Origin of the sequence: Nocardia sp. NPDC004568, from assembly GCF_040609955.1 — a bacterium.
In the GTDB taxonomy this organism is placed as follows: Bacteria; Actinomycetota; Actinomycetes; order Mycobacteriales; family Mycobacteriaceae; genus Nocardia.
The window spans coordinates 19,119-31,676 of sequence record NZ_JBEXLL010000007.1 but is presented as its reverse complement, the minus strand read 5'-3'; the positions used below and the strand labels follow the sequence as shown (position 1 = coordinate 31,676).

At 68.4% G+C, this 12,558-nt stretch carries 17 protein-coding genes and 1 pseudogene; 10 read left to right on the top strand and 8 right to left on the bottom strand.

Annotation, left to right across the window (positions count from 1 at the left end; translation table 11 throughout):
• Positions 1 to 108: 108 nt before the first annotated feature.
• Positions 109 to 675: a TetR family transcriptional regulator gene (locus tag ABZV91_RS05645; protein ID WP_355235903.1), complete on the top strand. Its 567-nt coding sequence runs from the start codon at positions 109 to 111 to the stop codon at positions 673 to 675.
• On the opposite strand, the pseudogene ABZV91_RS05640 reads toward ABZV91_RS05645, so the two are convergent.
• A pseudogene (locus ABZV91_RS05640) lies at positions 659 to 860 on the bottom strand (2Fe-2S iron-sulfur cluster-binding protein); the annotation flags it as partial. The gene ABZV91_RS05645 and the pseudogene ABZV91_RS05640 overlap by 17 nt on opposite strands.
• A gap of 438 nt (positions 861 to 1,298) precedes the next feature.
• Here ABZV91_RS05640 and ABZV91_RS05635 point away from each other — a divergent pair.
• From ABZV91_RS05635 to ABZV91_RS05625, 3 genes are read left to right on the top strand one after another with little or no spacing between them, the layout of a single operon-like run.
• The gene (locus tag ABZV91_RS05635; protein ID WP_355235900.1) at positions 1,299 to 1,802 is read left to right on the top strand and encodes a flavin reductase family protein; all 504 of its coding nucleotides are present in this window, start codon (positions 1,299 to 1,301) and stop codon (positions 1,800 to 1,802) included.
• Positions 1,803 to 1,822: 20 nt separating this feature from the next.
• On the top strand, positions 1,823 to 2,344 hold the full coding sequence (locus ABZV91_RS05630) for a nuclear transport factor 2 family protein (protein ID WP_355235897.1): 522 nt from the start codon (positions 1,823 to 1,825) through the stop codon (positions 2,342 to 2,344).
• A gap of 5 nt (positions 2,345 to 2,349) precedes the next feature.
• Entirely contained in the window at positions 2,350 to 3,492 is a 1,143-nt protein-coding gene (locus tag ABZV91_RS05625) for a 12-oxophytodienoate reductase (RefSeq protein ID WP_355236200.1), read from the top strand.
• Between the two features lie 46 nt (positions 3,493 to 3,538).
• Here the strand turns inward: ABZV91_RS05625 and ABZV91_RS05620 are convergent, their stop codons facing one another.
• Positions 3,539 to 4,021, bottom strand: a complete 483-nt coding sequence (locus tag ABZV91_RS05620; protein ID WP_355235895.1) for a nuclear transport factor 2 family protein — start codon at positions 4,019 to 4,021, stop codon at positions 3,539 to 3,541.
• Between the two features lie 241 nt (positions 4,022 to 4,262).
• Between ABZV91_RS05620 and ABZV91_RS05615 the strand changes: the two genes are divergently transcribed.
• The 4 genes from ABZV91_RS05615 (at position 4,263) to ABZV91_RS05600 (ending at position 8,040) form a co-directional block, all read left to right on the top strand.
• Positions 4,263 to 5,435, top strand: coding sequence for an acyl-CoA dehydrogenase family protein (locus ABZV91_RS05615; protein WP_355235892.1), 1,173 nt, complete (start codon positions 4,263 to 4,265; stop codon positions 5,433 to 5,435).
• Between the two features lie 29 nt (positions 5,436 to 5,464).
• The gene (gene bphC / locus ABZV91_RS05610) at positions 5,465 to 6,376 is read left to right on the top strand and encodes a biphenyl-2,3-diol 1,2-dioxygenase (protein WP_355235889.1); all 912 of its coding nucleotides are present in this window, start codon (positions 5,465 to 5,467) and stop codon (positions 6,374 to 6,376) included.
• Positions 6,377 to 6,533: 157 nt separating this feature from the next.
• On the top strand, positions 6,534 to 7,226 hold the full coding sequence (locus tag ABZV91_RS05605) for a helix-turn-helix domain-containing protein (RefSeq protein ID WP_355235886.1): 693 nt from the start codon (positions 6,534 to 6,536) through the stop codon (positions 7,224 to 7,226).
• Entirely contained in the window at positions 7,219 to 8,040 is an 822-nt protein-coding gene (locus tag ABZV91_RS05600; RefSeq protein ID WP_355235883.1) for an IclR family transcriptional regulator, read from the top strand. The genes ABZV91_RS05605 and ABZV91_RS05600 overlap by 8 nt, the downstream gene beginning before the upstream one ends.
• Here ABZV91_RS05600 and ABZV91_RS05595 read toward each other — a convergent pair.
• The 3 genes from ABZV91_RS05595 to ABZV91_RS05585 all read right to left on the bottom strand — a co-directional run bounded on the left by ABZV91_RS05595 (position 7,991) and on the right by ABZV91_RS05585 (position 8,778).
• Positions 7,991 to 8,113, bottom strand: coding sequence for an SDR family oxidoreductase (locus ABZV91_RS05595; RefSeq protein ID WP_355235880.1), 123 nt, complete (start codon positions 8,111 to 8,113; stop codon positions 7,991 to 7,993). The genes ABZV91_RS05600 and ABZV91_RS05595 overlap by 50 nt on opposite strands.
• Complete coding sequence (locus tag ABZV91_RS05590) at positions 8,100 to 8,486, bottom strand: SDR family oxidoreductase (protein ID WP_355235877.1); 387 nt, start codon at positions 8,484 to 8,486, stop codon at positions 8,100 to 8,102. Before ABZV91_RS05590 ends, ABZV91_RS05595 begins: the two co-directional genes overlap by 14 nt.
• Before the next feature lie 67 nt (positions 8,487 to 8,553).
• Positions 8,554 to 8,778, bottom strand: coding sequence for an SDR family NAD(P)-dependent oxidoreductase (locus tag ABZV91_RS05585; RefSeq protein WP_355235874.1), 225 nt, complete (start codon positions 8,776 to 8,778; stop codon positions 8,554 to 8,556).
• A 109-nt stretch (positions 8,779 to 8,887) separates the two neighbouring features.
• On the opposite strand from ABZV91_RS05585, the gene ABZV91_RS05580 reads away from it, so the two are divergent.
• Positions 8,888 to 9,475, top strand: a complete 588-nt coding sequence (locus ABZV91_RS05580) for a TetR/AcrR family transcriptional regulator (protein WP_355236197.1) — start codon at positions 8,888 to 8,890, stop codon at positions 9,473 to 9,475.
• A 37-nt stretch (positions 9,476 to 9,512) separates the two neighbouring features.
• Here the strand turns inward: ABZV91_RS05580 and ABZV91_RS05575 are convergent, their stop codons facing one another.
• From ABZV91_RS05575 to ABZV91_RS05565, 3 genes are all read right to left on the bottom strand, one after another.
• On the bottom strand, positions 9,513 to 10,649 hold the full coding sequence (locus tag ABZV91_RS05575; protein ID WP_355235871.1) for a Rieske 2Fe-2S domain-containing protein: 1,137 nt from the start codon (positions 10,647 to 10,649) through the stop codon (positions 9,513 to 9,515).
• A gap of 49 nt (positions 10,650 to 10,698) precedes the next feature.
• Positions 10,699 to 10,959, bottom strand: a complete 261-nt coding sequence (locus ABZV91_RS05570) for a hypothetical protein (RefSeq protein WP_355235868.1) — start codon at positions 10,957 to 10,959, stop codon at positions 10,699 to 10,701.
• 384 nt (positions 10,960 to 11,343) lie between these two features.
• Entirely contained in the window at positions 11,344 to 12,135 is a 792-nt protein-coding gene (locus tag ABZV91_RS05565) for a GTP pyrophosphokinase family protein (protein ID WP_355235866.1), read from the bottom strand.
• Between the two features lie 174 nt (positions 12,136 to 12,309).
• On the opposite strand from ABZV91_RS05565, the gene ABZV91_RS05560 reads away from it, so the two are divergent.
• Positions 12,310 to 12,504, top strand: a complete 195-nt coding sequence (locus ABZV91_RS05560) for a hypothetical protein (protein ID WP_355235863.1) — start codon at positions 12,310 to 12,312, stop codon at positions 12,502 to 12,504.
• Positions 12,505 to 12,558 lie beyond the last annotated feature (54 nt).

The following is a 12,558-nucleotide window of genomic DNA, read 5'->3' as shown; positions in this document are numbered from 1 at the left end:
AGAACGATCGGTATACCGGGAGTCTGGTGGTTGTCCGGTCATCTTGTCAAGACCGATCGTTCTTTCTGCTACGCTGGCAGCGCAAAGCTGTGGGAGAGGAGAAGTCGGATGTCGGAAGCGCGCGCGCGACTGCTCGACACCGCGAGTGGGCTGTTCTACTCCGAAGGGCTTCATTCCGTCGGCGTCGAGCGCATCATCGCGGCCGCCCAGGTGACGCGGGCGACCATGTACCGGCATTTCCCCGGCAAGGACGACCTCGTCGTCGCCTACCTGGCACAGGCCGACGACATGATCCGTGCCCGGGTCGATGCCGCGCGCCGCGCGAATCCGGCCGCCGTCGACGCCGTCCGAGCCGTCGGGCGGGCCATCGCCGACAGCATCCGGTCACCCGGGTTCCGCGGGTGCGCCTTTCTCAACGCGGCGGCCGAGTACCCCGACCCCGACCACCCGGTCCACCGCACCGTTCTCGCGCACCGGCAGTGGTTCCTGGGCACGGTCACCGAAATCCTCGCCGCGGTCGGCGATTCCGACCCGGCGCCCGCCGCCCGGCATTTCGTGATGCTGCGCGACGGCGCGATGGCGGCCGGTTGCCTCTCCGACCCCGACCCGATCTGCGAGACGTTTCTGCTCGGAGTCGAGGATCTCCTGGAGTCCCGCCTCAGAACTCGACGCTGAGGTTCTCGCTGACCGGCCGGGCCTGACAGGCCAGGATGTACCCTGCCGCGATCCTCCTCCCCGTCGAGGATCGAGGCATCGCCCATCTCGACCTGTCCCTCGGTCAGAACGCAGGCGCACGAACCGCATTCGCCCTCGCGGCGCGAGTACGGCACTCGCAGGCCCGCGGCCAGCAGTACGTCCAGCGTGAGGAACTGGCCGGGTGCGTAGTCGAACTCGGCACGGTGATCGGCCGGGATCTCGAGCACCAGTGACCGCGCGTCGGCGGTTTCCTCCACGCCCCGGGAGACGGTCACCACGACCGAGCGGATGGGGGTCGCGGACATCGTCGGCCTCACGCCCGAGTCGGCGGGCGCCCCACTGGCCGCGGTACCGGCGGCACGGCCCTCAGACCTGTCCCGAGGTCGGCCGCTGTCCCTTGCTCACGTCGGTGGTCATGCCGGGGAGGCTGCCAGGCCGCGCCGCGCCGCACAGCCGGGCTCCCGGCGAGTAGAACGCGGACCGATACGACGCCGGCTTCCATTGAGCGAAACACGGGAGGGGAATCCCGGCCGAGCGGCCATACGCTCGCAGCGTCGAGGCAGCCGGGCGCCGGCCCACACAACGAAACGGAGGTGGACGGGATGTCCATCGAGTCGATGTCGCAGGCCGAGATGCGCAACGCACTGGGCCAGTTCGCCAGCGGGGTCACCGTGGTGACGGGAATGGACGGCGCGGACCCGGTCGGATTCGCCTGCCAGTCGTTCGCGTCGGTCTCGCTCGACCCGCCGCTGGTCCTCTTCTGTGCCGATCACCGCGGTAGATCCTGGCCGCGGATCCGCGCGTCCCGGCGCTTCACCATCAATGTGCTGCACGAGGACCAGACCGATCTCTGCTCCCGGTTCGGATCACGCGACGGTCGTAAGTTCGACGAACTCGACTGGGAGATCTCGAAGTGGGCGACGCCGGCGCTGCCCGGCGTACTGATGCGGGTCCACGCCGAGACCCATGAGACGCACCCGGCCGGCGACCACGATGTGGTGATCGGCCGGGTGCTCGACCTGGAATCCCTGGCCGGGGAGCGCCCGCTGATCTTCTTCCGCGGCGCGTTCGGCATCGATACACCCGCAACCCTGCTCAGTGCCTGAAAGTGGAGGTCTTCCCGTCCATGTCGTATTCTCTCCCGCCGGGTCTGTCGGCGGCCGACGCCGCACTGGCGACCGCCGAGATCGAGCGTGTTTTCGCGGCCCGCCTGCGGTGTATGGACACCAGACAGTGGCATAGGTACGCCGCCCTGCACACCGAAGACGTGGTCAGTGAGACGTGGGGTGGACTCCCCGGCGACACACAGCCTCGCACCGGCGACACCGCGAACCGTGTGGTCGGCAACCAGTTGCTGGCCGATACGATCCGCCGGCTGCTCGACGGCCCGGTCCGGGTGACCACCGTGCACCACGGACACACTCCCGAGATCGAGCTGACCTCGGCCACCACCGCCCGCGGGATCTGGGCGATGGAGGATCTGCTCTGGTGGTCCGACGGTGACGAAGAACTGCACCTGCACGGATACGGCCACTACCACGAGGAGTATCGCCGGGTGGACGGCCGCTGGCTGATCAGCTACCGCACACTCACCCGGCTGCGCGTCGACGCCCCGGCGGACTTCTTCCGATTCACGAAGGCGCTGTGACCACGATGGCCGATCATCACGCCGAGCTGTTCCGGCCGCTGACCGTCCGCTCCCTGGAGCTGCCGAATCGGATCGTCATGTCCGCGATGACCCGGTCGGCGTCGCCGGGCGGAGTCCCCGGACCCGATGTGGCCGGCTACTACCGGCGCCGGGCCGCCGGCGGTACCGGTCTGCTCGTCACCGAAGGGGTCGCCATCGACCACCCGGCCGCGGTCGACAACCCGCGGGTGCCCCGCATGCACGGTGAGGATGTCCTGGCCGGGTGGCGGACCGTCCTCGACGAGGTGCACGGCGCGGGTGGCCGGATCGTGCCGCAGCTGTGGCATGTGGGACCGCTGTGGGGCGCGATGAGCGCGGTCGACCCGGCGATCAGGCCGATGCGACCCTCCGGCCGGTGGGGCACGCCGGGTGTGACGTCCTATTCCGGCGAGTACATCGCGCGGGCGGCACGCCCTGTCGCGCCGATGACCGAACAGGATATCGCCGATATCCGCGCGGCCTATGTGCGCGCCGCGGTCGCCGCCGCCGAACTCGGGTTCGACGGTATCGCCCTGCACGGCGGTCACGGTTACCTGCTGGATTCGTTCCTGTGGCACGACACCAACACCCGCGAGGACCGGTGGGGCGGCGACGCGGTGGCGCGCAGCCGGTTTCCCGCGGAGGTGGTCCGGGACATCCGGGCCGCGGTCGGCGACGCGCTGCCCATCTTCTTCCGCTTCTCCCAGCACAAGCAGCAGGATTACCGGGCCCGCATCGCCGGGACCCCGGACGAACTACAGGCGATCCTCGGCCCGCTCGCCGATGCCGGGGTCGATGTCTTCGACGCCAGTATCCGTCGTTTCGACGCTCCGGCGTTCGAGGGCAGCGATCTGTCGCTGGCGGGCTGGGCCAAGAAGCTCACCGGCGCGTACGCCATGGCGGTGGGAAGCGTCGGTCTCGGAAAATCGCTGCGCGACAGCCGTGCCGAGGGAGCCGCGGAGGTCGTCGACAATATCGGCGAGGTGGCGCGCCGCCTCGAGGCCGGCGAGTTCGACCTGATCGCGATCGGGCGCCTGCACCTCGCCGACCCGGCTCTGGCGACGACACTGCGTACCGGAGCGCCGCTGACGCCATTCGACCGTGTTGTCCACGAGGGACGTCTGCACTGATCGCCGTGCGCCGCGCGGATCCGGCGATCGGCAGCGGCTCGCCGGATCAGCGGTCGGCGCGACCGAGCAGTTCCCGGGCGGCCGCACTACCGTCGAGCAGCCGGGCCGTCCGTCGCCGGATGAGCCATGCTCCGTCGATCCGGGCCAGTTCGAATCGGTTGGCGGTCACCCGCCACACCCGGAACGAATCGTCGTCGGTACGGCGCAGCAACAGCGAATGGCACGTCGCCACCGCGGTATCGCCGTCGATCCGGATATGGACCGGATCCAGTAGATGCCCGCACCCCTCGTGGATGTAGTCCTGATGCGGCGGGGTGCGCACCATCTCGGTGATGGCGTCGCGGCCCTCCATCACGCGAATATCGATGTCGTATACGGCGTCCTCGGCCCACAACCGACCGACGGCGTCGGCGTCACCGGCATCGACGGCGGGACCGTAGGCCGTGAGCAACTCGTGGACGGCGGCTTTGTCCTCGAGGATCCGCACCCGCTCGAGCAACGAAGCCACCAGGTCGGTGGTGTCGGTCATCTCGCTCCTTCCCGGAAGTTCGCGGCACCCGTACCGGCGGTGCCGCCCGATTCGTTCTACCGGTAGCGGGCGCCGCGAACCCCGGGGCTTTCCGTTCAACGGAAACGCGGCTGTGCCCGGACGTAGGCGCTGCGAGTGTTTGTCACGCCACGCCCGCAGCGGGCGCGGGTCTGCCGTTCCGACGCGGAACATCACCGGTTCCCGGCCCCGCACGGGGCCGAATCCCAGGAAGAGTCACACCATGGGCCAGGTATTGGACAGCATCATCCAGCACGCGGAGGAGATCCGCGCCGCAGCCCCGGAAGGCGAGTCGCTCATGCGGCTTCCCGATACGACCGCGAAGCACCTGCGTGATTCCGGCATTGTGCGCATGTTCCAGCCGCGGGAATTCGGCGGCCTCGAATGTCACCCCCGCGAGGCCGCCGAAACCGTCATGGCGCTCGCGGCGCTCGACGGCGCGGCGGGCTGGGTCGCCGGAATCGTCGGCGTTCATCCGTGGGAACTGGCGTTCTTCGATCCCCGGGCACAGGAGGACATCTGGGGCCCGGACAACGATATGTGGATGGCGTCGCCGTATGCACCGATGGGAGTCGCGGTCCCGGTCGAGGGCGGCTACATCCTGAACGGCCGCTGGTCGTTCTCGTCCGGTACCGATCACTGCGGGTGGGTCATGATCGGTGCCGCCGTCGGCGACAAGGCCGGGAACCGCACCGACCGGGTCCTGCACGTGGTGCTCCCGCGCGCGGACTCCCGGATCGACCACGACAGCTGGAACGTGATCGGTCTGCGGGGGACCGGTTCGAAGGATTTGATCGTGACGGACGCGTTCCTGCCCGAGTACCGCACGCTCGACGCGGAGATCGTGCTCGGCGGTAACGGCTGGCGGCATGCGGGCCGCGACGAGACGCTGTACCGCTTCCCGTTCTCGTGCCTGTTCCCCCTGGGTATCACCTCATCGCTGATCGGGATGACCGAGGGCGCGCTGGCCTGCTATATCGCGGCGCAGAAGCAGCGCGTCCAGGTCACCGGCGTTCCCATCAAGGAAGATCCCTACGTCCTGTTCGCCCTCAGCGAGGCGGCGTCGGAGATTTCCGCGGCCCGTACCGCGCTGCTCGAGACGGTCGACCGGTTCTGGGACAAAACCGATCGCGGCGAGGAGGTCGGATTCGAGGAGCGCGCGAGCGGCCGGCGCACCCAGATCTCGGCGGCGTGGCGCGCAGTACGGGCGATGGACGAGGTGTTCGCCCGGGCCGGTGGCGCGGCGGTGCATCTGCGGACGCCGATGCAGCGGTTCTGGCGCGACGCCCACGTCGGCCTGACGCACGCCATCCATGTACCCGGCACGACCTACCATTCGGCCGCACTCGCGCAGCTCGGCGGCGACCCGCAGGGCCCGTACCGGGCGATGATCTGACGCCCTGTCGCGTTTCGAGGAGCAAACAAATGACAGAACTACGAGGTCTCGGCTACCTCAGGATCCGCACCCGGGACGTCGTGCGCTGGCGCGAGCTGCTCATCGACGGCCTCGGTATGGCCGTCGGTTCCGGGCCCGACCCGGATGCGCTGTACGCCCGCGTGGACGAACGCCGTGCCCGCATCGCCGTCCTTCCTGGTGATTCCGATCGCGCACTGGCTGTTGGGTGGGAGGTACGGGACGAGTTCGCGCTCGAACGGGTCCGCGAGGCGGTGGAGAAGTCCGGGCGGACCGTCGAGGTGCTGTCGCGGCAGGAGAGCTCGTATCTGGATGTGGAGCGGGCGATCGCGTTCGACGACCCCGGCGGCACCCGCCTCGAGGTGTTTTTCGGGCCGGTTCTCGACCACAGCCCGCTGGTGACCCCGTTCGCCGGGCGATGGGTGACCGGTGCGCACGGTCTCGGTCATGTGGTGCTGCCGACCGCGAAGTTCGCCGAATCGTACGAGTTCTACACCGAGGTGCTGGGCTTCCTGCCGCGTGGCTCGATCCGGCTCGACGAAGAGGGGCTGAGCCGGGTGCGATTCCTCGGTATCAACCAGCGCCATCACAGCCTGGCGCTGTGCCCGGCGCCGCCGACGGAGGAACCCGGCCTGGTCCACCTGATGACCGAGGTCGACAGTCTCGACGCCGTCGGCCGGGCGCTGGATCGGGTCGGCCGGCAGAAGTTCTCCATCTCCTCGACGCTGGGCCGGCACACCAATGACAAGATGATCTCCTTCTACGTCCGTGCTCCCGGCGGCTGGGACCTCGAGTTCGGCACTGAGGGCATGCTCGTGGATGAGCGCCACTACACGTCCGAGGAGATCACCGCCGACGCGTATTGGGGCCACGACCAGTCGGGTTCCGAGCCGTTGAAGGCCTTCGTCCCGCCCGCCGGCTGACCTCTGGTACACCCGCGACCGTAGAGCACCGCGACATCTGTCGCGGTGCTCTACGTGTTCCCGAAACCGCTTCCCCCTTCCGGCCCCTCCGACGCTGGAGTAGTATCCAAGTCATTGATTGTCCGATCAATCAATGACCCTTCGCTTCGGAGTCTCCGTGCCCACTACAAACGACAACCACCCGCAGACCGTGATGGGTCGGGTGCTGCTGCTTCTCGAACCGTTTCGTGAATCCGCCGGTCTCACGTTGACCGAACTCGCCGCGCGCACCGGTCTGCCCAGATCGTCGGCCCACCGGATGCTGCTGCAGCTCGTGGGGGTCGGCTGGTTGCGTCGCCACGGCGCGACCTATCACCTCGGTCCGAAGATGGTGGAACTCGGCTCTCTCGCGCAGAACTACGACCGGGTCCACCGAGCTGCCGTCGCGGCCATGTATCAGCTGCACAGACGGACCGGTTCGGCCGTACACCTGGCAGTCCTCGAGGGCGATGAACTGCTCTACCTCGAGAAGATCGGTGGGAGATGGGCCGCGGCCGTGCTGCCCACCCACGCCGGTCAACGCCGTTCCGCGCGGGAAACCACCGACGGGGCCGCGCTCCTGGCCTGCCGGGACGGCGGCGCGCCGGCCGTCCGGGAGCACGTCGCCGGGCAGGACCGGGGCGAGCCGGTGCACTGCGTCGCCGTCGCCTTCAACGCCGGGCACGGTGAGATCGCCGCGCTCTCGCTGACCGGGCCCGCGGGGCGGATGCCGGAGAGTGCTGTTCGTGACCTGGTCGCGGCGGCCGGACTGGTGGCCGCGCGGCTCGGCGCCCCGTCCGGCCTGCTCGCCGCGGGAGGTCCGAGTGCGTAACGGTGACGACTTCTCGCCGGCTGTCATCGACCGTGTCGCGGGTCTGCTCGACGAGTTCCGCGACGGCAGCGAACTCACCCTGTCGCAGCTGTCGTGCCGGACCGGGCTACCGCGATCGTCCGCCCACCGGTTGCTCTCCCGGCTGGTCGAATCCGGCTGGGTCAGCAGGAACGGTCAGGTCTACTCGCTGAGTCGCGCGATGTTCGAATGGGGCGCGCTCGCTCAGCGGCACGACACCCTGCACCGGGCCGCGCGCCCGGTGCTGCACGAACTGCACGCGGCGAGCGGGTTGATCGTGCACCTGGCGGTTCTCGACGGTAGCGACGTGCACTACCTCGACAAGGTCGGTCGTGGGCCACTCGTCGTGCCCTCCCGGATCGGCGGCCGGCAACCGGCATTACGAACCGCCCTGGGCAAGGCGCTCATCGCCCATTCGGGAGCCGATCCGGGCCGCGCCCGCCCGCCCGGGGCGCCGCTGCCGCGGGCGGGAGACCACGCCCGGCTCCGTCACGAAATCGCGCATATCCGCCGGCAGCATGTGGCGTACGAACGCGACGAAGCGGTTCCGGGTATCGCCTGCGTGGCCGCGCCGATCGGTAACGGCCGGACCTGCGTCGGCGCCGTTTCGGTGACCGGCCCGGTCGCGGGGGTGGACCCCGTGGCCCTGGCGCGGCCGGTCCGGTCCGCGGCGCACGCCATCCGGCAGGTCCTCGACGACTGCGGATCGCCGTCGCGGGCGGGCGGGTCGGAGCACGTGGGCATCGTCAGCCAACGAGCGCTTGCCCCCCGTCGACCGCAAGCGTATGACCGGTGATGTAGCGCGCGGCAGCGCTGCACAGGAAGACCACCGCGGGGCCGATATCGGTCTCGGGGTCACCCAGAGTCACCCCAGCGGCACCGTGCGCAGATACTGGGCGGCAGCATCGGGTTCGTGCCGCGCCCACTGCTCCATGGCGCGGGAATTCGCCAGCGGAGGATCGCATTCACCCGGATCCCGTCGCCGGCCCACTCGCAGGCCGGGGTACGTGTCAGTACTCGGACCGCTTCCCCGGCGGCCGCGTAGGCTCCGGTCCCGGACGGATCCCACCGGATACCCGCCGCGGAGCCCAGATCGACGATCGACCCGCCGCCGGTCAGGTGCCGATGGCATGCCCGCATCATTCGCCAGGTCGCGGTCGGGCCAGATTCCATACCCGCCCGATAGGTTTCTTCATCGATCTCCAGAAGCGTTCCGGGCGCCGGTGTCTGGGCGTTGTTCACCAGGAGGGTGAGCCCGCCGACTCGCCGGTGATCGCGGAGATCAGCGGGTCGATCGCGTGGCGGTCGGTCACATCGCAGACGAAGGGCGCCGCCCTGCCCCGCGGGCCATGATCTCTTCGGCCACGGCCGTGAGCGTCGCGGCCGTCCGGCCGACCAGGGCGACCTGGGCCCCGGCCGCCGCCAACGTGAGCGCGATACCCCGTCCGATCCCCTGCCCGGCCCCGGTGACCACGGCGATCTCGCCGGCCAGGGCTGCCGCGGGAACGGGTCGATCGAGCGGGGAAGCAGGCATGATCCCTCCCGGGTGAGGGGCAGTGGCAAGCCCATTGACCGATTGATCAATGGGTATGGCAGAATCGGCGCGGTGGGCCGGCCACACCGAATCCGACAGGGGGACGACCGTGGATCCGCAGGAGCGCAGAAGGCTCATTCTCGACCGGTCGGCCGAGATATTCGCTCGTAAGGGAGTGTCCGCGACCACGATCCGGGAGATCGGCGACGCGGTCGGGGTGTACTCGGGTGCGCTCTACCACTACTTCCCGTCCAAGGAAGCGATTGTCACCGAGCTGATCCGCGAGTACATCGAGGATCTGTCGGCGCGCTGCGCAGAGGTGCTCGCGCGGAACCTACCGCCGGTCCGACGGCTGGAAGCGCTCGCCGAAATCGCGCTGGCGACCGGCGAGCAGTATCACGGCGCGACCTCGATCTGGCGTCGCGAAGGCGAGTACATGCGGGCGCGCGTCGTCGAGGCCGATATGGCGGCGACCGCCGATGCCATGGAGAACGCGTGGCGCGAGGCCATCCGGGACGGTGTGGCGGCCGGTGACCTCCGCGCCGATATCGACCCCGAGGCCTTCCGCGAACTTCTCTACGACGCGGTCTGGCACGCCGCACGCTGGTTCCGGCCGGACCCCGAGCACACGCTGACCGACCTCGCCGGGACCATGATCTCGGTATTCGTCGACGGGATGCGGCCTCGCAACGGCTGAACCCGCCCACCCCGGACGGGACGGGCGGGTGCCGGCATCACTGCGTCGAGGACGAGAGGTTGTCGGCGACTTCCCGGTGCCACGATTCGAGCGCGCGGCCGGTATCGACCTCGAACTCGAAACGCTGTGTCATCTCCGGGGTGACCTCGTCGAGGTCGACGTAGAACTGACTGTACCAGCGGCGGAGCTGGTACACGGGACCGTCCTCTTCGGTGAGGAGCGGGTTTTCGATCCGCGTTTTGTGCTTCCAGATCTCGATATCCTGCTGGAACTGTTCTTCGAGACCGTCGGTGAACAGGGTCGCCATCTCCGCGGTCTGCTCGTCGGTCATCCCGTCGATCTTCTTGACGATCGTGCCGAACTGGAGGACGAACGAGTTCGAGGTGACCGGGTAGTGGCAGTTGATAAGCTTGGACTCGACGGTGGTGCCGTCGGCGACGGTGTAGATCGTGTCCAGCATGAACGACGGCCCGTAATAGAAGGCATCGGAGATGGTCTGCGCTTCGGGAAGATCCATCTGCACACCGGTTTTGATGTCGTCGCGACCGTACGAGCGCATATGCTGCCCGGCGATATGGCCGGCGAAGACATTCTTGAAATACTCCGGCATCTGGTAGTGCACGTAGAAGAAGTGGGCCATATCGACGACGTTGTCGACGATCTCGCGGCAGTGCGATCCCTCGACCCGGATCGATGTCCAGGTCCAATCGCTCCACTGCCCGTCCGCGTAGCCCTCGATCTCGGGGATCGCCAGCTCCGGTGTCGGCTCGGAGCCCTGGGGGCAGTGCCAGACCAGCAGCACGCCGTTGCGCTCCATCGTGATCCAGGTCCGCGTGCGGGCCAGTTTGGGGGTGCGGCGCGCGTAGGGAACCGACTCACACCGTCCCTGGCCATTCCACCGCCAGTCGTGGAACGGGCAGGCGATGGTATCGCCCTTGATCTCGCCCCGGGCCAGGTTGCCGCCCATATGCCGGCAGAAGGCGTCGAGTACGTGGAGTTCGCCGGCGGAATCGGCGAACACGACGAGTTCGGTGCCGAAGGCCCGCACCTGGTGCGGCCTACCGTCCCGGAAGTTCTTCGCCAAACCGATGCAGTGCCAGCCACGTGCGAAACGGGCCGGGTTGTTTCCGGCTTCGATGGTGCGGATCTCGATCCGCTCTTGCTCGACAGTCATGGGCTTTCCAATGGGTAGGTGAATCGAACGGCCGGAGACGGATCTCCGGTCATCGGGGGGCGGCGTGTGGCGCCGCGAGGGGCGCGACGACCGGTTCGGACCGCGTGGTCATCGCGACCTCGCCGTGCGCCACGGCGTCGTCGATCGTGCGGTCCAGCGACGTGCAGCGCGGCAGGTAGTCACCGTGGCCGGCGGCCATTTCCCGGCAGGCACGGGACGCGTCGGCGGTCCATTGGACGCTCGTGTGCGCGGGGCTGTACTTCGCGACGGATACGCGAGCCGCACAGGAACGGCAGGCGAGTGGCTGCAATTTCCGGCTCCTTACCTCGGTTGAACCGAGACTAGAAACCGCGATGTGGCGGGGACCACAGGAATTCAGCCCAGCGGAACTTCTGCGCGGCCCACATCGAATGGTCATGTGATCGAAACCCGCGGGCTTCGGCCGGGGCGGTGTACCGGGGTCGCGTCGGCGTCACCCCGCGGTGGTCGCTGTGGGCCCGGTGACTACGAGGGCGCCGCCGTGTGAATCGGAACCGAGCAGGACAATCGTGGGCAGGGCGCGGCCCGCCGTGCCGGTGACGCCAGGGGCCGTGCGGATTTCGCGGACCGGCTCGAGCGCACCGGGCGGCCACGCCGCGCTGTTCCGGGGCCGGGCCGGGCCGCGCTGGTCCGTTGGGGGGCCGTGCCGGCCGGTCTACCGCTCAGGTGGGTGACGGCGTGCCCGGACGCCGGACGAGGTGTCCGCCACGAGGCTGTGGTACAGGCGCCGCAGGTCCAGTGTGTCGGCCGGCTCTGCCTGGGTGCGCTCGGTGCGGTCGACCTGGCGGTGCAGGGCTTCCATTTTCTCGTCCAGCTGGGTGGCGACCTCGGCGGCCTGGGCGAGGTCGCTGCGCAGATTCGGCGGTACCTCGCCGCGGTATTTGTAATAGATCTTGTGTTCGAGGCTGGCCCAGAAGTCCATCGCGATGGTGCGGATCTGGATTTCGACCGGAATGTGCTCGGTGCCGTGGGAACGGAAGACCGGGATCGACACGATCAGGTGCAGGCTCTGGTAGCCGTTCGGTTTGCGATGGGTGATGTAGTCGCGTTCCTCCAGGACCGTGATGTCCTCCTGGCCGGCGAGCATATCTCTGATCACGGTGATATCGGAGATGAAGCTGCACACGACGCGGACTCCGGCGATATCGAGGATGTTGTCCCGGATGGACGCCAGGGTCATCGGGTACTTCTTGCGCTGGACCTTCTCCATGACGCTCTCGGGGGTTTTCAGTCGCGACCCGACATGTTCGATGGGGTTGTACTCATGGGCGCTGTTGAAATCCTCGCGCAAGATATTGATCTTGGTGGTGATCTCGTCGATCGCGAATTTGTAGCCGAGCATGAAGTCGAGGAACTGTTCGCGGAGCACGCGCACGTCGTCGACACCGATCGGTGGCACACCAGGGGAGTCGGGGTCGGCGGACGAGCTCGGCTGCCAAGGTCTCATTGGCTCCATTGTGCCGTGGCCTGCGGTTTCGCCGCCACGCCGGGTGAGGCACGCCACGACCGGTGCGGCACTCGATCGATCCGGTGGTGCCGCGGAGGGTATCCGGAAAACGAAGTGTTCGGCCGGGACCGCCGGTAACGGTTTCATAAATGCCGTGGTGGGAATGCAAGAGAGATGACAGCGATCCGAAACCGGCCGTCCCGGGTCGTCGGTGTCGAACGGGGAACCGCGGTCCTGGCCGTGTTCACCTGCCTGGTGTTCTCTATCGGAATCACCGTTCTCGCCGGCTCGGTCATCACCGCTGTCACCGTGACGGCGGCACTGGCCGTAGGGATATGGCTGACCTCGAAAATACTTCCCCGCCAATGATCTGTCCCGCTGCCGGCCCGCGCCGGGAGCCGATACCGCGCCGGGCACCGCGTA

Bases quoted from the DNA above. Each gene is read 5' to 3' on its own strand.
- ABZV91_RS05585 (WP_355235874.1), bottom strand. From the start codon at position 8,778: ATGCCTGCTTCCCCGCTCGATCGACCCGTTCCCGCGGCAGCCCTGGCC.
- ABZV91_RS05620 (WP_355235895.1), bottom strand. From the start codon at position 4,021: ATGACCGACACCACCGACCTGGTGGCTTCGTTGCTCGAGCGGGTGCGG.
- ABZV91_RS05560 (WP_355235863.1), top strand. From the start codon at position 12,310: ATGACAGCGATCCGAAACCGGCCGTCCCGGGTCGTCGGTGTCGAACGG.
- ABZV91_RS05565 (WP_355235866.1), bottom strand. From the start codon at position 12,135: ATGAGACCTTGGCAGCCGAGCTCGTCCGCCGACCCCGACTCCCCTGGT.
- ABZV91_RS05635 (WP_355235900.1), top strand. From the start codon at position 1,299: ATGTCCATCGAGTCGATGTCGCAGGCCGAGATGCGCAACGCACTGGGC.
- ABZV91_RS05575 (WP_355235871.1), bottom strand. From the start codon at position 10,649: ATGACTGTCGAGCAAGAGCGGATCGAGATCCGCACCATCGAAGCCGGA.
- bphC (WP_355235889.1), top strand. From the start codon at position 5,465: ATGACAGAACTACGAGGTCTCGGCTACCTCAGGATCCGCACCCGGGAC.
- ABZV91_RS05645 (WP_355235903.1), top strand. From the start codon at position 109: ATGTCGGAAGCGCGCGCGCGACTGCTCGACACCGCGAGTGGGCTGTTC.
- ABZV91_RS05615 (WP_355235892.1), top strand. From the start codon at position 4,263: ATGGGCCAGGTATTGGACAGCATCATCCAGCACGCGGAGGAGATCCGC.
- ABZV91_RS05630 (WP_355235897.1), top strand. From the start codon at position 1,823: ATGTCGTATTCTCTCCCGCCGGGTCTGTCGGCGGCCGACGCCGCACTG.
- ABZV91_RS05625 (WP_355236200.1), top strand. From the start codon at position 2,350: ATGGCCGATCATCACGCCGAGCTGTTCCGGCCGCTGACCGTCCGCTCC.